17 protein-coding genes and 1 pseudogene are annotated in these 18,686 nt (G+C 59.3%); 5 read left to right on the forward strand and 13 right to left on the reverse strand.

Going from position 1 to position 18,686, the window contains the following annotated elements:
• Positions 1 to 7 precede the first annotated feature (7 nt).
• From emhC to emhA, 3 genes are read right to left on the reverse strand one after another with little or no spacing between them, the layout of a single operon-like run.
• Entirely contained in the window at positions 8 to 1,468 is a 1,461-nt protein-coding gene (emhC, locus tag BLV61_RS22640) for an efflux RND transporter outer membrane subunit EmhC (protein ID WP_047526512.1), read from the reverse strand.
• The gene (emhB, locus tag BLV61_RS22645) at positions 1,468 to 4,629 is read right to left on the reverse strand and encodes an efflux RND transporter permease subunit EmhB (protein WP_090467533.1); all 3,162 of its coding nucleotides are present in this window, start codon (positions 4,627 to 4,629) and stop codon (positions 1,468 to 1,470) included. Before emhB ends, emhC begins: the two co-directional genes overlap by 1 nt.
• A gap of 3 nt (positions 4,630 to 4,632) precedes the next feature.
• On the reverse strand, positions 4,633 to 5,790 hold the full coding sequence (gene emhA / locus BLV61_RS22650) for an efflux RND transporter periplasmic adaptor subunit EmhA (protein ID WP_090467535.1): 1,158 nt from the start codon (positions 5,788 to 5,790) through the stop codon (positions 4,633 to 4,635).
• Positions 5,791 to 6,056: 266 nt separating this feature from the next.
• Between emhA and emhR the strand changes: the two genes are divergently transcribed.
• The gene (emhR, locus tag BLV61_RS22655) at positions 6,057 to 6,689 is read left to right on the forward strand and encodes an efflux system transcriptional repressor EmhR (RefSeq protein ID WP_047526517.1); all 633 of its coding nucleotides are present in this window, start codon (positions 6,057 to 6,059) and stop codon (positions 6,687 to 6,689) included.
• 490 nt (positions 6,690 to 7,179) lie between these two features.
• Here the strand turns inward: emhR and BLV61_RS22660 are convergent, their stop codons facing one another.
• The 8 genes and pseudogenes from BLV61_RS22660 to BLV61_RS22695 all read right to left on the reverse strand — a co-directional run bounded on the left by BLV61_RS22660 (position 7,180) and on the right by BLV61_RS22695 (position 13,530).
• Positions 7,180 to 8,280 carry a low temperature requirement protein A gene (locus BLV61_RS22660; protein ID WP_090467537.1) on the reverse strand — a complete coding sequence of 367 codons (1,101 nt, stop codon included), beginning with the start codon at positions 8,278 to 8,280 and terminating at the stop codon, positions 7,180 to 7,182.
• Between the two features lie 107 nt (positions 8,281 to 8,387).
• Complete coding sequence (locus BLV61_RS22665) at positions 8,388 to 8,918, reverse strand: DsbA family protein (protein ID WP_090467538.1); 531 nt, start codon at positions 8,916 to 8,918, stop codon at positions 8,388 to 8,390.
• Positions 8,919 to 8,935: 17 nt separating this feature from the next.
• Positions 8,936 to 9,472 (reverse strand): redoxin domain-containing protein, encoded by a 537-nt coding sequence (locus tag BLV61_RS22670; RefSeq protein ID WP_090467540.1) that lies wholly within the window; start codon positions 9,470 to 9,472, stop codon positions 8,936 to 8,938.
• Between the two features lie 106 nt (positions 9,473 to 9,578).
• Positions 9,579 to 9,804 (reverse strand): annotated as a pseudogene (locus BLV61_RS31660) (TolC family protein); the annotation flags it as partial.
• A 320-nt stretch (positions 9,805 to 10,124) separates the two neighbouring features.
• Positions 10,125 to 10,433: a DUF3077 domain-containing protein gene (locus tag BLV61_RS22680; RefSeq protein ID WP_090467542.1), complete on the reverse strand. Its 309-nt coding sequence runs from the start codon at positions 10,431 to 10,433 to the stop codon at positions 10,125 to 10,127.
• 516 nt (positions 10,434 to 10,949) lie between these two features.
• Positions 10,950 to 11,999: an alkene reductase gene (locus tag BLV61_RS22685; RefSeq protein WP_047526522.1), complete on the reverse strand. Its 1,050-nt coding sequence runs from the start codon at positions 11,997 to 11,999 to the stop codon at positions 10,950 to 10,952.
• A gap of 30 nt (positions 12,000 to 12,029) precedes the next feature.
• Positions 12,030 to 13,196, reverse strand: a complete 1,167-nt coding sequence (locus BLV61_RS22690; protein ID WP_047526525.1) for an MFS transporter — start codon at positions 13,194 to 13,196, stop codon at positions 12,030 to 12,032.
• A gap of 31 nt (positions 13,197 to 13,227) precedes the next feature.
• Complete coding sequence (locus tag BLV61_RS22695) at positions 13,228 to 13,530, reverse strand: ArsR/SmtB family transcription factor (RefSeq protein WP_047526527.1); 303 nt, start codon at positions 13,528 to 13,530, stop codon at positions 13,228 to 13,230.
• A 169-nt stretch (positions 13,531 to 13,699) separates the two neighbouring features.
• Here BLV61_RS22695 and BLV61_RS22700 point away from each other — a divergent pair, with 169 nt between their 5' ends.
• Complete coding sequence (locus BLV61_RS22700) at positions 13,700 to 14,278, forward strand: acyl carrier protein phosphodiesterase (protein WP_090467544.1); 579 nt, start codon at positions 13,700 to 13,702, stop codon at positions 14,276 to 14,278.
• A gap of 108 nt (positions 14,279 to 14,386) precedes the next feature.
• Here the strand turns inward: BLV61_RS22700 and BLV61_RS22705 are convergent, their stop codons facing one another.
• A complete protein-coding gene (locus BLV61_RS22705; RefSeq protein ID WP_090467546.1) occupies positions 14,387 to 15,178 on the reverse strand; it encodes a lysophospholipid acyltransferase family protein in 792 nt (263 codons plus the stop codon).
• A complete protein-coding gene (olsB, locus tag BLV61_RS22710) occupies positions 15,178 to 15,933 on the reverse strand; it encodes an L-ornithine N(alpha)-acyltransferase (protein ID WP_047526532.1) in 756 nt (251 codons plus the stop codon). The genes BLV61_RS22705 and olsB overlap by 1 nt, the downstream gene beginning before the upstream one ends.
• 154 nt (positions 15,934 to 16,087) lie before the next feature.
• On the opposite strand from olsB, the gene BLV61_RS22715 reads away from it, so the two are divergent.
• From BLV61_RS22715 to BLV61_RS22725, 3 genes are all read left to right on the forward strand, one after another.
• Positions 16,088 to 16,966 (forward strand): acyl-CoA dehydrogenase family protein, encoded by an 879-nt coding sequence (locus BLV61_RS22715; protein WP_090467548.1) that lies wholly within the window; start codon positions 16,088 to 16,090, stop codon positions 16,964 to 16,966.
• A gap of 180 nt (positions 16,967 to 17,146) precedes the next feature.
• A complete protein-coding gene (locus BLV61_RS22720) occupies positions 17,147 to 18,241 on the forward strand; it encodes a serine hydrolase domain-containing protein (RefSeq protein ID WP_090467550.1) in 1,095 nt (364 codons plus the stop codon).
• Positions 18,238 to 18,564, forward strand: a complete 327-nt coding sequence (locus tag BLV61_RS22725; RefSeq protein WP_047526539.1) for a hypothetical protein — start codon at positions 18,238 to 18,240, stop codon at positions 18,562 to 18,564. The genes BLV61_RS22720 and BLV61_RS22725 overlap by 4 nt, the downstream gene beginning before the upstream one ends.
• Positions 18,565 to 18,686: the final 122 nt, after the last annotated feature.

Raw genomic sequence — 18,686 nt, forward strand, 5'->3', positions numbered from 1 at the left:
GGCGCTATCAGAAATACTTCATCTTCGGCGCTTCTTCCTTCAACGGCTCGTTCTTCGCCGTCTGTTCGTTCCAGCCACCACCCAGTGCCTTGTACAGATTGACCTGGCTGACCAGTTGCGCCAGACGATCGGTGACCAGCGCTTGTTGGGCGCTGAACAGCTGACGCTGGGCATCGAGGAAGGTCAGGTTGCTGTCGACACCGATGCGGTAGCGGCGCTCGGCCAGGCGGTAGTAGTCCTGGTTGGCACTGACGAAGTCTTGCTGTGCCTGCAACTGCTGAACATAGGTCTGGCGGGCGGCCAGGCCATCGGCGACTTCCTGGAAGGCCGTTTGAATGGACTTCTCGTAGTTCGCCACACCGATGTCTTTCTGGATCTTCGAGTAGTCCAGGCTGGCGCGCAGGCTGCCGGCGTTGAAGATCGGCAGGTTGATCTGCGGCTGGAACAGCCAGGTGCCCGAACCGCCCTTGAACAGACCGGACAGGTCCGGGCTCAGGGTCCCGGCGTTGGCCGTCAGGCTGATGCTCGGGAAGAACGCGGCCCGTGCGGCGCCGATGTTGGCGTTGGCGGCCTTGAGGTTGTATTCGGCCTGAAGGATGTCCGGACGACGTTGCAGCAAGTCCGACGGCAGGCCCGGCGGTACGTCGGCCAGCAGCTTTTCGGACAACGGTCTGGCGGCGGGCAGGTTGGCCGGGATACCGGTGCCAAGCAGCAGCACCAGGCTGTTTTCATCCTGGGCGACCTGGCGGGTGTACTTGGCCAATTGCGCACGGGCGTTTTCCACCGAGGTGCGTGACTGCGCCAGGTCCAGGGCCGAAGCGACCCCCACTTCGTTGCTGCGCGCGGTGAGCTTGTAGCTCTCCTCAAACGCGCCGAGGGTGTCCTGGGTGACCTTCAGCAGTTCCTTGTCGGCCTGCCAGGTCAGGTAGGCGTTGGCCACGCTGGCCACCAGGCTGATCTGGGTGCTGCGGCGGCCTTCTTCGGTGGCGAAGTATCTCTGCAAGGCTTCTTCGCTCAGGCTGCGCACCCGACCGAACAGGTCGAGCTCATACGCGCTGATACCGACCGTTGCCGAGTAGGAGCTGTTGATGCCCGCCTGACCGGTTTGTGAGGAGTCGGCCGGAACGCGTTGGCGGCTGCCGCTGCCATTGGCTGAAACGGCCGGGAACAGGTCGGCGCGCTGGATGCGGTATTGAGCCGCGAAGGCGTCGATGTTCAGGGCCGCGACACGCAGGTCTCGGTTGTTTTCCAGGGCGACCTGGATCAACTGCTGCAGCGCCGGATCGTGGAAAAACTGCTTCCAGCCTTGTTCCGCGGCGGCCTGGGCAGGCGCCTGGGCTGGCGAATACGCCGGCCCCTGCGGGTATTGATCCGCCACTGGCGCTTGCGGCTGCTGATAATCAGGTATCAGCGAGCAGCCACCCAGTACGAAGGCGGCGACTGCCAGGGAGAGTAGCGACTTGCTCATTAGCCAGCCTCTTTAGGAGTTTCAGTGGCGTCGTCCTGGTCGGCGTTTTTACGCTGGCCTATGGACGACACGGTGACGAAGAACAGTGGGACCCAGAAGATCGCCAGCACAGTGGCCGTGATCATACCGCCAATCACCCCGGTACCGATTGCATGCTGGCTACCGGAACCCGCACCCGTGGAAATAGCCAGTGGTACCACACCGAGAACGAAGGCGAGCGAGGTCATGATGATCGGTCGCAGACGCATGCGGCAGGCTTCGATCGCCGCATCGCGCAGGCTGCGTCCCTGTTCGTGGAGTTCCTTGGCGAATTCGACGATCAGAATGGCGTTTTTCGCCGCCAGACCGATGGTCGTCAGCAGACCCACCTGGAAGTACACGTCGTTGGACAGACCGCGCAGGCTGGTGGCCATCAGCGCACCGATGATCCCCAGCGGCACCACCAACATCACCGCGATCGGAATCGACCAGCTTTCATACAACGCGGCCAGACACAGGAACACCATCAGCAGCGACAACGCGTACAGCGCTGGCGCTTGCGAACCGGACAAACGTTCCTCGTAGGACAGGCCGGTCCAGGAGATACCGACACCCGCCGGTAGTTTCTGGGCTATGGCTTCGACTTCGGCCATGGCTTCACCGGTGGAATAACCCGGCGCCGGGGCACCGAGGATCTCCATCGCTTCAACGCCGTTGTAACGGGCCAGTTTCGGCGAGCCGTAGATCCACTCGCCCTTGGCGAACGCCGAGAAAGGAACCATGGTGCCGGCGCTGTTACGCACGTACCACTTCTTCAGGTCCTCCGGGCTCATGCGCGACCCCGGCTGGCCTTGCACGTACACCTTCTTCACCCGACCGCGGTCGATGAAGTCGTTGACGTAGCTACTGCCCAGGGCAATCGACAGGGTGTTGTTGATGTCGGCGATGGTGATGCCCAGGGCACTGGCCTTCTCGTCATCGATTTCCAATTGATATTGCGGTTCGTCGTTCAGGCCGTTCGGACGCACTTGCGACAACACTTTGCTTTGCGCGGCCATGCCGAGGAACTGGTTGCGGGCTTGCATCAGCTTTTCGTGACCGATACCGGCGCGATCTTGCAGGAACACGTCGAAACCGGTGGCGTTACCCAGTTCCAGTACGGCCGGTGGCGCGAAGGCGAACACCATGGCATCGCGGAACGTGAAGAAGTGCTGCTGGGCGCGGGCCGCGACCTTGAACACGTTGTTGTCGGCGTTACGTTCATGCCAGGGTCTGAGCATGATGAACGCCATGCCCGAACTCTGGCCGCGACCGGCGAAGTTGAAACCGGTCACGGTAAACACCGAGTTCACCGCATCGCCTTCACCGCCATCCTTGCCCGGACGCAGCAGGAATTCACGCATCTCGTCCACCACCACCTGGGTGCGCTGGGCGGTCGAGCCGGCAGGCGTTTGCACCTGGGCGAACAACACGCCCTGGTCTTCTTCCGGCAGGAACGCCGTTGGAATACGGGTGAACAGCCAGATCATGCCGACGACGATCAGCAGGTAAGCCAGCAGGTATGGGGCCTTGTTCGCGAGCATGCTGCCCACGCCACGCTCGTAACGGCGTACGCCACGGTCGAAGTTGCGGTTGAACCAGCCGAAGAAGCCGCGTTTTGGGGTGCCGTGCTCGCCTTTGGGAATCGCCTTGAGCATGGTGGCGCAGAGCGCCGGGGTGAAGATCAGGGCAACCAGTACCGACAGGGCCATGGCCGAGACGATGGTGATCGAAAACTGCTTGTAGATCACACCGGTGGAGCCGCTGAAGAACGCCATCGGCAGCAGTACCGCCGAGAGCACCAGGGCAATACCGACCAGTGCGCCCTGGATCTGCCCCATGGATTTCTTGGTGGCTTCCTTGGGTGACAGGCCTTCCTCGCTCATGACCCGTTCGACGTTCTCCACCACGACGATGGCATCGTCCACCAGCAAGCCAATGGCCAGGACCATACCGAACATGGTCAGGGTGTTGATGCTGAAACCGGCCGCCGCAAGGATGCCGAACGTACCGAGCAACACCACCGGCACGGTCATCGTGGTGATGACGGTGGCGCGGAAGTTTTGCAGGAACAGGAACATCACCAGGAACACCAGCACGATCGCTTCGACCAGGGTTTCAACCACACCCTTGATCGATTCGGTCACCACCGGGGTGGTGTCGTACGGGAACACCACTTCCATCCCTTGCGGGAAGAACGGCTTGAGGTTGTCGATGGTCTTGCGCAGGGCTTTGGCCGTATCGAGGGCGTTGGCACCGTTGGCCAGTTTCACCGCCAGGCCGGAAGCCGGAGCGCCGTTGAACTGGGCGTTGATGCTGTAGTTCTCGCCACCCAGACCGACTTCGGCGACATCCTTGAGGCGAACCTGGGAACCGTCCTTGTTGACCTTGAGCAGGATTTTATTGAACTGCTCGGCGGTCTGCAGGCGGGTCTTGCCGATGATCGTGGCGTTCAGCTGTGTGTCGGGCAGGGCAGGCAGGCCGCCGAGCTGGCCGGACGAAATCTGCACGTTTTGCGCGGCAATCGCCGTTTTGACGTCGATCGGGGTCAGGTTGTAGTTGTTCAACTTGGCCGGGTCGAGCCAGATACGCATGGCGTACTGCGAACCGAATACCTGGAAGTCACCGACACCGGCGGTCCGGGAGATCGGGTCCTGCATGTTCGACACGATGTAGTTCGACAGGTCGTCCTTGGTCATGCTGCCGTCGCGCGAGACCACGCCAATCACCAGCAGGAAGTTTTTCACGGCCTTGGTCACGCGGATCCCTTGCTGCTGCACTTCTTGCGGCAGCAGCGGGGTGGCCAGGTTCAGTTTGTTCTGGACCTGAACCTGCGCGGTATCGGAGTTGGTGCCTTGCTCGAAGGTCGCGGTAATGGTCATGGTGCCGTCGGAGTTACTTTCCGAAGACACATAACGCAGGTTGTCGATACCGTTGAGCTGTTGCTCGATCACTTGCACCACGGTGTCCTGCACGGTCTGCGCGGAAGCGCCCGGGTAGGCCACGGAAATGGCGATCGCCGGAGGCGCGATGCTTGGGTACTGGTTGATCGGCAGTTTGAGGATCGAGAGTGCCCCGACCAACATGATCACCAGGGCAATCACCCAGGCGAAAATCGGACGGTCGATGAAAAATTTTGACATGAGTTACTCCCCTTTGCCGCCAGCGGCTTTGTCAGCTGCCTGAGCGGGGGCCGGGTTCTTTGCGGCAACGTTGGTCGCTTCGCTGGCTTTGACTACCACGCCAGGTTTGACGTATTGCAGACCTTCGGTGATCAACCGATCGCCGGCCTTCAGACCGTCTTCGACCAGCCATTGATTGCCGACGGTGCGGCTGGCCTTGAGTTGGCGCAGTTCGACCTTGTTGTCGGGGCCGACGACCAGCGCGGTCGGGCTGCCTTTGAGGTCGCGAGTCACGCCCTGTTGCGGCGCCAGAATCGCCGCACTGTTTACGCCGGCCTGTAATTGGGCGTGCACGAACATGCCCGGCAGCAGCGTATGCTCAGGGTTGGGGAACACGGCGCGAAGGGTCACGGAACCGGTGGTCTGGTCAACCGAGACTTCGGAGAATTCCAGCTTGCCGTCCAGCTTGTACTGGCTGCCGTCCTCAAGGGTCAGCTTGACCTTGGCGGCATTGTCGCCAGCCTTTTGCAGGCGACCGCTTTCCAGTTCGCGGCGCAGTTCAAGCAGTTCGACCGAGGATTGCGTCACGTCGACGTAGATCGGGTCCAGTTGCTGAATCACGGCCATGGCTTCGAGTTGACCGTTGCTGACCAGCGCGCCCTCGGTCACCGACGAACGACCGATACGGCCGGTCAACGGCGCGTAAACCTTGGTGTAGCGAACATTGATCTGGGCGCTTTGCAGCGCGGCTTCCGATTGCAGGCGGTTGGCCACGGCGGTGTCGTATTCCTGACGGCTTACGGCCTGCTCATCAACCAGTTGCCTGTAGCGGTCGGAGATCGATTTGGTCGAACGCAGGTTGGCTTCTGCGCTTTTGAGCGTCGCTTCATAGATCGACGGATCGATCTGATACAGCTGCTGGCCGGCTTTGACATCGCTGCCTTCCTTGAACAGACGCTTGAGAATGATGCCGTTGACCTGTGGACGGACTTCAGCGATGCGGAACGCACTGGTGCGCCCTGGCAAGTCCGAGGTGAGCGTAAACGTTTGCGTTTGCAGGGTAACGACGCCGACCTGAGGCGGTGGTGCAGCCGGGGGTGCCTCTTCCTTTTTACATCCGCTGAGCAATGATGCCAGGGCGATGGCGGCGACCAGAGCGGTAACAGCTGGCTTGAATTGCATGAAAATCCTCGGGTCAGGCGCGCAAGACACGCACAAGAAAAGATGGAAGGTTAAAAATGGATGCCGGGTGGATAAGTAGCTTGCTAAGGAATATACTTACGTTCATGGTTGTTTGTAAACACCTTGGCACTGTATCCGCACCGTTACAGACGCCGTTTAAAGGTTCGAATTGTTGGCCCGGGGACGATACCCAAGAGCGCTCGCTCCACTTTTATTCAGCTGATCGTCAAACATCGCTGAAGCATCCTGATTGAGGTTGTACTGCCATGGTCCGTCGTACCAAAGAGGAAGCTCAAGAAACGCGCAGCCAGATACTCGAGGCGGCCGAGAAAGCCTTCTATGAAAGGGGCGTGGCGCGCACGACGCTGGCAGACATCGCGGCCTTGGCCGGCGTCACTCGCGGCGCCATCTATTGGCATTTCAGCAACAAGGCGGACCTGGTTCAGGCCATGCTGGATACCTTGCATGAGCCACTGGATGAAATGGCCAAGGCCAGCGAGAACGAGGCCGAACCTGATCCACTGGGCTGCATGCGCAATTTGTTGATTCATTTGTTTCATCAGATTGCCCTGGACCCGAAAACCCGACGCATCAATGAGATTCTTTTTCATAAGTGCGAATTCACCGATGAAATGTGCGACCTGCGTCAGCAACGCGTGTCCGCCAGCCTCGACTGCAATGTGCGGATCGGCGTGGCGCTGAGAAATGCAGTGAATCGTGGGCAGTTGCCGGAAAACCTCGACACCGCCCGGGCGGCCATCAGTTTGCACGCCTATATCGATGGCATCCTGTACCAGTGGCTATTGGCCCCCGACAGCTTCGAACTGCACACCGAAGCCGAACGCTGGGTCGATACAGGGTTGGACATGCTGCGCCTGAGCCCCAGCCTGCGTAATTGAAACAAAATGCTTAATCGGTTCCGCGTGTGTCAACCATTGAAGCTGCAGATGAACAGTTCTTCACCCGCTTTGCGCTAATGGGGTGCTTTTATATACGTACGTTCAGCCGGATGACAGGTCGTCAGCTACGTAATTTGTAGGAATTTTGTGTCGATTCTGTGGGCAGTGGGTGCACTTGGCATAAAACCGCAGCAAAACACCGCACTCTGCAGGAGCGAGCTTGCTCGCGATGGTGGTGGGTTAATCGACCGAAAATTGAATGTCATCGCCGACCTCAGACTTTCGTTCGGCTAATGGCTAATTGCACGGACTTGCCCGCCCATTTGCATCGGATTTGACCAGCACGATGCGTGGATATGAGCGGCAGAGATCGACTGTGGATTCATCCGGTCGATGCAACAGATTGGCCAAATCGTTCAGCGGGTTGCTCGACCTTGTCTGCGGGGTTTCGAGGGCGCTCCCCCCCAACCTATGGCCTAACAATAAAGATTCAACGATATCTGAAATTCAGGAAAACATAACAGATCATGGTTGCTGTCAGGCCGACCAATATGTACTCGACGCGGGGTAGGAATATAACCAGCCCACCTAAAGAAAACACGATCAAGGTGTTTTGTAGTATGTATTTTCTTATTTTAGGTACGGCTATGAAGTAGCCATATTGCTTACCTAGGAAAAATAAGGCCATGCCGATGATTGACACAATCTGGAAATCGCGTATCGCAATGTCATTCAGGATCGCATGTTTGATCAAGTTTGCGAGGAGTGCTAGCCCCAGAAATAGAAAAAGGTGCGAGTAAATTAAGGAGTGCCCACTCATACTGCTTTCATTTTTGCTCAGCAGGTAAAAGCTATCAAAATAGATCCACCAGATACTGCAAATCATGATAAATCCGGTGATTGCCGCCGTTACATTGTAACGATCCCATTGAATGTCAGATAACCCTCCAGAAAGGCTAATCACTGACTCGCCCAATAAGATGAGGGTGAGCAAGCCTAGTCGTTCAACCAAGTGTTCTGTATGGGCTGGCAATGGCTTTAGTTTACTCCAAGAAAACACAGGAAGCAGAATATCAAGAAAAATCCCAATGTAAGCTACAAGATAACGCATGGGTGGGTCAAAAAGAATGGATGAAAGACTAACAACTGCGCTAACTAACAGGGCGAAGCCAAGCCTGGAGGAGAATTCGCTACGGTGATCGAGATTACGAATGGACGTAATGTACATAATGCTGATGATGGCACGTATGCCAAAATAGCAGGCAATAACAAGCGTATAGTTTACTTCCAGTTCTTCCCCAATCCGTGCGGACAGAACAATGAGCAGCAACATTATAAATAATGTTGCCAAACGGTGAAGATTACTGTCTGTATCAAACCTGTTGGAGTAAATCGTATGACTAGACCAGACCCACCATAATGGAACAAAAAGCAGTAAAAATGTCCATAATTGCCCATGTTCAAAGTGGCCTTGATGAACATGTCCGAGCGTATGCGTAACCTTGCCAATTGCAACAACAAAAATCAGATCAAAAAACAACTCTAACCATGTGGCGTGTCGATTTTTTTCATAATACTTCAAAGACTTCATTCGCTGCTGGCTCCGTGTGCACCTCCTTTATGTAGAAGGAAACTAACGCTGGTTCGTCCTCGGCTCCGGTGTGGGTGATGCCAGACCGATGTCGCTGCCTAGTGATTTCACCCGCGCATTAACGAAAGCTCAATCATCTGACTCATCTCGGTGAACTCTGGAACCCCGTCATAGCGAAGCCCGTCAATGTAAAACGCTGGGGTGCCATTCACGCCGCTGCGTACGCCGCCATTAAAATCGGATTTTATTTTGGATACGTAGGCACCGTCTTGCATGGCAAGATAGAGTTCTTCGTCGGAGAGGCCGTGTTTTAGAGCGATGGCCCGAAACAGCGGCAGGCCCAATCGATCCTGGTTTTCATACAATTCGTCGTGAGCCTCCCAGAAGAATCCTCGACTCCCGGCAAACTCAGCGGTGACAGCTGCAGCCATCGCATGCGGGTGAGCAGTGGTCAGTGGAAAATTTCGGAATACGAACAGCAAATCATCGCGAAAATGCTGTTGCAGATTCTTGACCATCCAATACGCTTCACCGCAATAGGGACATTGATAGTCGCCAAATTCCACCAGTGTGACCTTGGCATGCGCACTTCCCTGGCGATGGTCGCTGGCACTTACCGGGACTTTGAGAGTGGCCATGGGATCACCTGTTAATTTTAGGTTGGCGTGCTTTGTGATGAATTCGCCAGAGCATCCAGCGCATCCAGAATGCCGTCCGCCCCGGGATTGATTGCCATCGGGGAGACGTAGCTCCAGGCGACCACCCCCTCCTTGTCAATCACGAACAGCGCCCGCTTACAAACCCCCAGGTGGGAGTCGTACGCTCCATACTGTCGCGCCACAGCCCCTTTGGGCTCGAAATCGGCCAGCAGGCTGAAGTGGAAATTCCGATCTTTGGCAAAGGCCTGATGACACCAGGCGCTATCAACCGAGATACCCAGAAGCGTCGCACCGTATTCTCTGAATGTGGGTAGCAACTGGTTGTACAAGGTCAGTTGGTCGCCACAAACCGCACTCCAGTCGGCAGGATAAAACGACAGTATCACCGGATTTCCCTTTAACTCGCGTAGCGACAACGGCTGATCAGGGGTTGCGTACAGAGTGAAGTCGGGCGCGACAGTGCCGGCCGGCAGCGGCCCCTGAACCAGGTCGTCATTCGTTTCTTTTGCGTGATCCAATGCTGAAGTGTTCATTGCCTGAGCCCTGATAGATGGGGGGTTGGGGTCTACTCAGGGGGATACGACTTGCCCGGCGGGATGACTCCATCCTCCGTCAAGGGATTATAAATGGCGACGATGCCTCGATCGCAGCCTGAGCCTGAGTGTTTTCGGCAGCGAGACGTTCACGTTCCGCATCACGAAGCACGAGGAATTGCGCCGTGTCTTCGCGGTATTGGATTGAGGACCAGGTCTGCAGCAGAACGGCAGGATTTGCTCTGGCCCACCAATGACTATAGTCGTTGGTGGCGCTTGCCGTAGTCGCTGAACGCATTTTCGGTTTCCTCCAGTGCCAGCAACACCTCGCGCGCTTATCTTGCTGCCATTTTTGGCGGCTTTTTTACCCGATGGTTTTGGCAGCTGTTTCGCCACTTCAGACAAAATGTACTTCTGCTTTCTAAGCTGAACGGTTGTCACGGTAGCCTTTACAAATATTGTCACTGACCGCTTTTGGCCGTTCTCTGCCGATCATGGTTACAACGCGTGCTGGTCAATCCGATGCAATCGCTGGTCAGAACCAATGCAAGTGACTGCTCAGGTCGAATGCAAACGGGTAGTCAAGGGGCGCGCAATTTCGCAGCTGAAAAAGCCGCGTTCGTACGCGGCTTTTTACGCTCATGAGCCGTCCCTATGGCGTTACGCCCGTGCGCTCACGATCAGCCTCTCGATCCAGCACCTTCGCCACATCATCGATCACCGCTTTGCTCATCGCTGTCAGGTAATGCGCGGCCCAGGCGTGGCGGTCGGTGTCCTTGGCGTAGGCGGCGTCGACGGCGAGCTCCTTGACCAGGAAGAGCAGATTGGAGGCCTGGGCTAACGCGTCGGCGAGGGGCACGCCGCGGCTGACATGAAACAGCGCCTGGTTTGAGCAGTAAATGAAAGGGGTTAAGCCGATGGTTTTGAGTTCTGAGGGGGAGGGCGGGGTGGTGTTGCTCATGGTGTAACTCCTTAATCCAGTCGCTGCCACCTTCGTTTCCAAGCGAAGGGTGGCAGCTGTACGCAGGTTGGAAAACCGGGGATCAAGGAAACCGGCACGCCCGAAAGCGTCCCACGCACAGCTGCCATAACACATATTTCTCAGTCGTCAAAAACGTCTGGAATCGTGGTAGAGGTACTGTTGCGCTGTGATCCGACGGGTTTCCAAGCCCGATCGCTGAATGGGTCAGCGACGTCCGGAGCCTATCCCGTCAAACAAAAACGCAACAAGGCATCAAAGTGCCCAAACGCAAGATTCGGAGTTTGCCTACAAGGTCCTACGGCGTCATCCGATATTGCGGTTTCGTAATTAAACGAAACCAAACAAAAGGCGCACTGGCACAAGAGGGTGCAGCGGCAAGGTGTCCGCTGTCCTGGGACTGAGGACACCTTGAGCATCCGGGGTGTGTCGCTGTCAAGGGCAACAAAAAGCCCCGGCTCTTACAAGTCGGGGCTTTTGCGTTTCAGGCGCTCAGGCTTACAGCGTCGGGTAGTCGATGTAGCCGACCGGGCCCTTGGCGTAGAACAGTTCCGGACGCGCTTCGTTGAGCGGCGCGTCGGCCTTCAGGCGTGCTGGCAGGTCCGGGTTGGCAATGAACGGTACGCCGAAAGCGACGGCGTCAGCCTTGCCGGCGGCCAGCCAGGCGTTGGCGCTGTCCTTGGTGAAGCGTTCGTTGATGATGTACGGGCCGCCGAAGGCTTCCTTGATTTGTGGGCCGAGGCTGTCGGCGCCTTCTTTCTCGCGCGAGCAGATAAAGGCGATGCCGCGCTTGCCCAGTTCACGGGCCACGTAGGTGAAGGTCTCGGCCAGGTTGTCGTCGCCCATGTCATGGGAGTCGGCACGTGGCGACAGGTGTACACCGACGCGGCCAGGACCCCAGACTTCGATCGCGGCGTCGGTCACTTCCAGCAACAGGCGTGCACGGTTTTCCAGGGAGCCGCCGTAGTGGTCGGTGCGCTGGTTGGTGCTGCTTTGCAGGAACTGGTCGAGCAGGTAGCCGTTGGCGCCGTGGATTTCCACGCCGTCGAAACCGGCGGCCTTGGCGTTCTCGGCACCGACGCGGTAGGCGTCGACGATGTCGGCGATTTCAGCGGTTTCCAGGGCGCGCGGGGTCGGGTAGTCGGACAATGGGCGAACCAGGCTGACGTGACCCTTTGGCTGGATGGCGCTTGGCGCGACCGGTTTTTCGCCGTTCAGGTACGACTCATGGGAGATCCGGCCAACGTGCCACAGTTGCAGGAAGATCTTGCCGCCGGCGCCATGGATCGCTTTGGTGACGTTGGTCCAGCCGCGTACCTGATCGTTGGACCAGATGCCCGGGGTGTCCGGGTAGCCGACGCCCATCGGCGTGACCGAAGTGGCCTCGCTGAGGATCAGGCCGGCAGAGGCGCGTTGTACGTAGTACTCGGCCATCAGCGCGTTCGGCACTCGGCCTTCGTCGGCGCGGCAGCGGGTCAACGGGGCCATGATGATGCGGTTGGACAGTTCCAGGTCGCCCAGTTTGATCGGATCGAAAATAGTCGTCATTCGTTAAAACCCTCGTGAGGTAATGGTCAATCAGTTAGTCGCAGGAGCCAGTTCGGGATTGCCGCTCTGGCGGAAAGTGATCAGGGTGGCCAGCAGGGCGAGCACCGCCAGTGCCGCGGCGGCGAGTGGCACGCTGGTCAGGCCGAAGCCGTGGGCAATCACGCTGCCGCCGATCCAGGCGCCGAGTGCGTTGCCGACGTTGAATGCGCCGATGTTCAGGGTCGACACCAGGTTCGGCGCGGCCTTGCCGTAGGTCACCACGTTGACTTGCAGGGCCGGCACGGCGGCGAAACACGCGGTGGCCCAGAGGAACAGGGTGATTTCGGTGGGGATCAGCGCGACGCTGGTCCAGGTCAGTACGGTGGAGACCACGGCCATGGCGATGAAGACGCCGATCAGCGTCGCGGCCAGGCCTTTGTCCGCCAGCTTGCCGCCGATGATGTTGCCGACGGTCAGGCCCAGGCCGATCAGCATCAGGCTCCAGGTCACGCCTCGGGGCGAGACGCCGGTGACTTCGCCCAGCAGCGGCGCGACGTAGGTAAAGAGGGTGAACACCGAGGCGGCGAACAGCACGGTCATGCTCAGGGACAACCAGATGCCGGCGCCTTTGAGAGCGCGTAGTTCGGCACGCATGTCGAGTGTTTCTTCATCGCGCTTGGCCGGCAGAAAACGAATCAGGCCGATCAGCGCGATCACACCGATGACCGTCACCGCCCAGAAGGTCGAGCGCCAGCCGGCTTCCTGACCGAGCGCGGTGCCCAGCGGCACGCCGAGGACGTTGGCCAGGGTCAGGCCGGTGAACATCAGGGCCACGGCCGATGCACGTTTGTTCGCTGGCACCAGGCCCGCCGCCACCACCGAGCCAATCCCGAAGAAGGCACCATGACACAGCGCTGTCACCACACGGGCGAGCATCAGCACGTTGTAGTCACTGGCCACCGCGCACAGCAGGTTGCCGATAATGAATATGCCCATCAACGCCACCAGCGCAGCCTTGCGCGGCAGTTTGGCGGTGGCCAGCGCCATGAACGGCGCACCGATGGCCACGCCCAGGGCGTACCCGGTCACCAGCCAGCCGGCACCGGGGATCGACACACCGAGGTCGGCCGCCACGTTGGGCAGCAAGCCCATGATGACGAACTCCGTGGTGCCGATGGCGAAGGCGCTCAAGGCCAGGATGAGTAGCGAGAGAGGCATGGGTGAATTCCCTTTTGGCTGACTTTAAGGGTCAGAGCTCTTTGCTGAAGGTCTTGAGGAATTCCTGAATGGTTTCCTCGTTGCGTTTGAAGAAATGCCACTGGCCGACTTTGCGGCTGCTGATCAGGCCGGCGCGTTGCAGGGTCGCCAGGTGCGCGGACACCGTGGACTGCGACAAGCCGCAACGTTGATCGATCTGCCCGGCGCAAACGCCGTGCTCGTTGCTGTGGGTCTGGTCTGGAAATTCGACGTCCGGGTCTTTGAGCCAGTGCAGGATTTCTCGCCGTACCGGGTGCGCCAGGGCTTTTATTATTTCGTCGAGATTGAGGGTCATGGGTGTGGGCTCGTGATGATTAAAACGCTATATCGCGATGGGGCGAACTTTAAATCGGTATTTCGCGATATACAAATATGATTTGGATCTGACCCGCTCACATTTCGGTATATCGAGTTATAACGATACGTTGGTGTGTCGATACAAGGGGCAGTGCTAAGCTGCGACCATGAACTATCTCGCACATCTTCACCTCGGTGGCCAGCGTCCCGGTCAACTGCTCGGCAGTCTGTATGGCGATTTCGTCAAGGGACGGCTGCAAGGGCAGTTCGATCCGGAGATCGAAACGGCCATCCAGCTGCATCGCAGCATCGACGTATTCACCGATCGCCACCCGTTGGTGGATGCTTCGTTGTCGCGGTTTTCCCTGACGCGCAGGCGCTATGCCGGGATCGTCCTCGACGTGTTCTTCGACCACTGCCTGGCGCGGGACTGGGTGCTGTACGCGGATCGGCCGCTGGAGCATTTCACCTCGGACGTATACCGGGTGTTGTCCAGTGAACGGCAGTTGCCCGAACGGCTGGCGAAAATCGCACCGCACATGGTGGCCAATGACTGGTTGGGGTCTTACCGGGAGTTTGAGGTGCTGGAGCAGGTGCTGAGGGGGATTTCCCGGCGCTTGACCCGGCCTGAGGAACTGGCCGCCGCGATGCAGGAGTTGCGGATGTTGTACGAGCCGTTGAGCGAGGACTTCCGGTTGTTCTATCCGCAGCTTCAGGCGTTTGCGCAGAAGCATCCGACAACATAGATCACTGTGGGAGCTGGCTTGCCAGCGATAAGTCCGGATCATCCAACATCCCCATTGGCTGACCCGCCGCTATCGCTGGCAAGCCAGCTCCCACAGGGGGGGATGTGTTCAGGCCGCGATGGCGGGGCGCATCGGGGCCGGTTGTGTTTCCGGAATCGCCCCGAACAATGCCTTCTGCACCGCCTGCTGTGCCTCGAACGCCAGCGCCGCGCGTTCGCGACCGTCGCAAGCGATCGGCTTGAGCAGATGGATTTCCACTTGCCCCCGGTCGTTGGCAAACAAACGCATCAGGTGCGACAGCAAATCATCTTCGCCAATGAACGGTGCCAGCAGGCAAGGCTCACCGTCACGCACATAACGAATCGCCACCGGTTGCAGCTTCACTTCGGAATCAATCGCCGCCGACAACAAGCGACCGTGAAAGGTGCGCAGCGAACGGCCATCGGTGGTGGTGCCTTCCGGGAACATCAGCAGCGGGTGTGCCTGCTCCAGGTGGCGAGTCATCTGTTTGCGGATCAACTGGCTGTCGCCCGAACCGCGACGGATGAACAGACTGCCGGCCTTGGCCGCCAGCCAGCCCGCCACCGGCCAGGTCCGCACTTCGGCCTTGGACAGGAACGACAACGGCGTGAGCATCCCCAGCAACGGGATGTCGGTCCAGGACACATGGTTGCTGACCCAGAGCATCGACGTCTTCGGCAGTTCCCCTTGCACCGTCACGTCGAAGGGCAGGGCGTTGCTCAGGCGCGCCATGAAAAAACGCGACCAGCGCTGACGGCGCTCCATCGAGTGCGCCATGCCCAGGCGCTCGAACACCCCGAACACGGTGGCCATGCTCAGGCCGAGCCCGACCACCAGCAGCACCCGCGCGATTCGCGCGTACACGCGCAACCGACGCATCACACAGCCGCCTTGAAGTGTTTGGCGTAACGCGGGCAGAGCTCATCGCGCTTGAGCAGGATGAACACATCGGCAACCTGGAAGTCTTCGTCCCAGCATGGCTCGCCGCAGATTTTTGCGCCCAGGCGCATGTAGGCCTTGAGCAGCGGCGGCATTTCGGCGATCACGTTCGATGGAATATCGAGGGTCGGCAGTGGCTTCTTCGGTTCGGCCCGCAGGTGCTCGGTGCACAGGTAGCGTTCGCGCAGGCGCTGCATGATCGCGTGGGCCTGAATCCCGCCGTCCTGCATCGGAATGCTCGCGCATCCCATCAAGTAGCTGTAGCCACCCTGGTTCAGCACTTCGGCCAGTTCGCTCCAGAGCACGGCGATGGTGCCGCCGTTGCGGTAGGCCGGATCGACGCAGGTGCGGCCGATTTCCAGGATCGGGCCTTGCAGATGGATCAGGCCGTGCAGGCTGAATTCTTCTTCGCTGTAAAACCTGCCCAGGCTGCTGGCGGCGGTGTGATCGAGCAAACGAGTGGTGGCCACCAGGCGCCCGGTGTTGAGGTCACGTACGCCGATGTGGGCGCAGTGAACATCGTAGTCATCCATGTCCAGACCCAGTTCCGCGCCCTTGAGGGTGGCGTTGAATTCGCCGCTGAACACGTTGAAGCGCAGGGCCTGGGCTTCCTGCAGAGCCTCGATGCCGACCAGGCGTTCGGCTTGCAGGCGGCGTTCGTTGCCGGTGTCGCTGATGCGGGCGATCTGAGTCATGGCGAATCTCCGTGCGGGCTGTTCACTCGTCTTTGGGTGCAGCCGGTCGACTTTCTTTATGCAGCCGTGTTGTGCAAAGTCAGGCTATGTAGCGCCGGTGTCATCGCCGTTAAGCTTTGGTGATGCTTATATGACAGCCCACAAGGAGCCTCTTATGCCCTGGCAAACCCTGTTGATTCGCCGCGATCGCTTGCCCGCCAACCCGGACCTGGGTGAGGGCTTCGCGACCTTGTTGCACCTCTTGGGCACGGTCACGCCCTTTGATTTGGCGGTGGCGGGGGGGCGGATGATGGCGACCCCGGGGCTGGCATTTCTGGTGGGGTATCAAGCCGCCTTGCGCATGTTGTGGCCGAGCGCGCCATTGAGCCTCGGCGCGTTATGCGCCACTGAGCAGCGCAGCCTGCGAGTGGCGGACATGCAAACCCGTCTGCACGATTTGCGCTTGAGCGGGCGCAAGGACTTTGTCACCGCTGGCGATGCCGCCGACTGGCTGTTGATCGCTGCGCGCAGTGAGGCCCCCGGCGACGATCCGTGTCTGAGCCTGGCGGTGGTTTATCCCGGTGAACCGGGCGTACGAGTGGAAAAACTGGCGGCGATCCCGTTGATGCCGGACGTCAGCCATGGCCGGGTGTTTCTGGACAACGCTTTGTGCGAGTTGCTGGCCGGGGACGGTTGGGACGCCTACGTCAAACCGTTCCGAACCCTGGAAGACATCTATGTGTTGAGCGCCATGACGGCGTGGCTGTACGGCGTCGGCCAGGACAGTGATTGGCCGCAAGCCTTGCAACTGCGCTTGCTGGCGCTGCTGGCCGGGTGCGCGGAAGTCAGCCGCCAGGCACCGAACAATCCGTGCGGGCATGTGTTGCTCGGCGGCTTGTTTGCGCAGTTCGAGGGGCTCAAGGCTGAAATCAATCAAGCGCTGGCCGAAGGCCCGCCACAGTGGGCGGCGATGTGGCAGCGTGATCAGGCAGTGATGGATCTGGCGGCGGGGGCACGTGGCAAGCGTCTTGCCAAAGCATTGGCGGCGATCTGACTGGCCCCATCGCGAGCAAGCTCGCTCCCACAGGTTTTGTGCCATGAACAATATTTCATTCACCCAAAAAACGTGTGGGAGCGAGCTCGCTCGCGATGGCCATCTTTCCGGCAATGCAATTTTCAAAACTGTCATCAACCTCGACTAGGCTCAGAAGGTTAATCCCCACGAGCACCCGCCATGCCCAAAGGCCTGTCGCTGTTTTTTGTGCTGCTGTTCAGTCTCGCGGTCCACGCGGAAAACTGGCCAGGCGAACAGTGGTCACCCGGCCCGAGCGTCGCCGGGCCGGCGCTTCGGACGTTTGAGAATTACGCCTTCCCACCGCGCAACGACACCACTCGCCAGGGTGTCCGCACCGATGCCTTGCTGGTGATTCGCGATGGCCAGTTGGTCTTCGAGCGTTACGCTGGCCCGACCACCGCCGCAACGCCGCACCTGACCTGGTCCATCAGCAAGAGCCTGATGGCCACGGTGCTGGGCGTGGCCTACGGCGAAGGCCGGTTCAATCTGCAGGACCCGGTGGCGAAGTTCTACCCGCCACTGAAAAAACACCCTGACATGACCATGGCCGACCTGCTGCACTGGGCCTCGGGCCTGGACTGGCAGGAAGACTACGAATACGCGCCATTGAAATCCTCAGTGGTAGCGATGCTCTACACCCGTGGGCACCGCGACATGGCGGCGTTTACCGTCGATCAGGACGCGTACGCCGCACCGGGGCAGGTGTTTCGTTACTCCAGCGGTGACAGCAGTCTGTTGTCCGCTGCGCTGAAGGGCATCGTCGGTCCGGCCCGCTATGCAGACTATCCGTGGACCGCGCTGTTTGAACCCCTGGGCATTCGCCATGCCGTCTGGGAAACCGACGCCACAGGTGTCTTCGTCGCCTCGTCTTACGCCTACCTCACCGCGCGGGATCTGGCGCGGGTCGGTCTGTTGATGGCCCGCGACGGGCGCTGGGGCGAGCGCCAGTTGCTGCCCAAGGATTGGGTGGCCTTCAACCGCGAACCCTTCGCCCGCTATCACGCCAGGCAGGACGACGCCGTGCCCGGCGGCCACTGGTGGCTCAACCGCGACGTGGAGGGCGCGCCCCGGCCCTGGCCCGACGCACCCGCGGACACCTTCGCCGCGCTAGGACACTGGGGGCAGGCGATGTACGTGATCCCCAGCGAAAACCTGGTGATCGTGCGCTACGGCGATGACCGCGACGACAGTTACCAACACAACCAATTACTCAAACTCGCGCTCAAGGCCTTTGGCGGCAAGGTGCAGCCATGAACCGACGCAGCTTCGTTCGTCGCCGGCCGTTCAGCACCTTGCTGTTGATTGTGCTGATCGTATTGTCCGGCTGGATCTGGCGGGAGCGGGTGGCGCTGTCGGCGTTCCCGGACATCATCAGCGCCTACACCGCCAAGGAATATTGCTCGTGCCGCTACGTGATGAACAACGGCGCCGAGTACTGCCGTGGCTACGTGAAACAGTGGCTGCCCATCAGCGGCTTTACCGATGACGCCGCCAGCAAGCGCGTTACCGTCAGCGGTTTGGGACGCAGCAACAGTTCCGTGTGGATCGGTGAGCGTCAGGGCTGTCGCCTTGACTGAATCGACGCTTTTTTTGGGCGAGGGGGCTTGCCACAGACGCGTGCCTTTAATTCAGGCTCTTTGGCATTAATGTTTGCAACCTGTGTCAGGGCAGTTAAGGTTCAGCACAGGTTTATCTGCCC

Origin of the sequence: Pseudomonas mohnii (assembly GCF_900105115.1) — a bacterium.
Lineage (GTDB): Bacteria > Pseudomonadota > Gammaproteobacteria > Pseudomonadales > Pseudomonadaceae > Aquipseudomonas > Aquipseudomonas mohnii.

Bases quoted from the DNA above. Each gene is read 5' to 3' on its own strand.
- BLV61_RS22720 (WP_090467550.1), top strand. From the start codon at position 17,147: ATGCCCAAAGGCCTGTCGCTGTTTTTTGTGCTGCTGTTCAGTCTCGCG.
- BLV61_RS22700 (WP_090467544.1), top strand. From the start codon at position 13,700: ATGAACTATCTCGCACATCTTCACCTCGGTGGCCAGCGTCCCGGTCAA.
- BLV61_RS22705 (WP_090467546.1), bottom strand. From the start codon at position 15,178: ATGCGTCGGTTGCGCGTGTACGCGCGAATCGCGCGGGTGCTGCTGGTG.
- olsB (WP_047526532.1), bottom strand. From the start codon at position 15,933: ATGACTCAGATCGCCCGCATCAGCGACACCGGCAACGAACGCCGCCTG.
- BLV61_RS22680 (WP_090467542.1), bottom strand. From the start codon at position 10,433: ATGAGCAACACCACCCCGCCCTCCCCCTCAGAACTCAAAACCATCGGC.
- BLV61_RS22725 (WP_047526539.1), top strand. From the start codon at position 18,238: ATGAACCGACGCAGCTTCGTTCGTCGCCGGCCGTTCAGCACCTTGCTG.
- emhA (WP_090467535.1), bottom strand. From the start codon at position 5,790: ATGCAATTCAAGCCAGCTGTTACCGCTCTGGTCGCCGCCATCGCCCTG.
- emhC (WP_047526512.1), bottom strand. From the start codon at position 1,468: ATGAGCAAGTCGCTACTCTCCCTGGCAGTCGCCGCCTTCGTACTGGGT.
- BLV61_RS22695 (WP_047526527.1), bottom strand. From the start codon at position 13,530: ATGACCCTCAATCTCGACGAAATAATAAAAGCCCTGGCGCACCCGGTA.
- BLV61_RS22660 (WP_090467537.1), bottom strand. From the start codon at position 8,280: ATGAAGTCTTTGAAGTATTATGAAAAAAATCGACACGCCACATGGTTA.
- emhB (WP_090467533.1), bottom strand. From the start codon at position 4,629: ATGTCAAAATTTTTCATCGACCGTCCGATTTTCGCCTGGGTGATTGCC.
- BLV61_RS22715 (WP_090467548.1), top strand. From the start codon at position 16,088: ATGCCCTGGCAAACCCTGTTGATTCGCCGCGATCGCTTGCCCGCCAAC.
- BLV61_RS22685 (WP_047526522.1), bottom strand. From the start codon at position 11,999: ATGACGACTATTTTCGATCCGATCAAACTGGGCGACCTGGAACTGTCC.
- BLV61_RS22690 (WP_047526525.1), bottom strand. From the start codon at position 13,196: ATGCCTCTCTCGCTACTCATCCTGGCCTTGAGCGCCTTCGCCATCGGC.
- BLV61_RS22665 (WP_090467538.1), bottom strand. From the start codon at position 8,918: ATGGCCACTCTCAAAGTCCCGGTAAGTGCCAGCGACCATCGCCAGGGA.
- BLV61_RS22670 (WP_090467540.1), bottom strand. From the start codon at position 9,472: ATGAACACTTCAGCATTGGATCACGCAAAAGAAACGAATGACGACCTG.
- emhR (WP_047526517.1), top strand. From the start codon at position 6,057: ATGGTCCGTCGTACCAAAGAGGAAGCTCAAGAAACGCGCAGCCAGATA.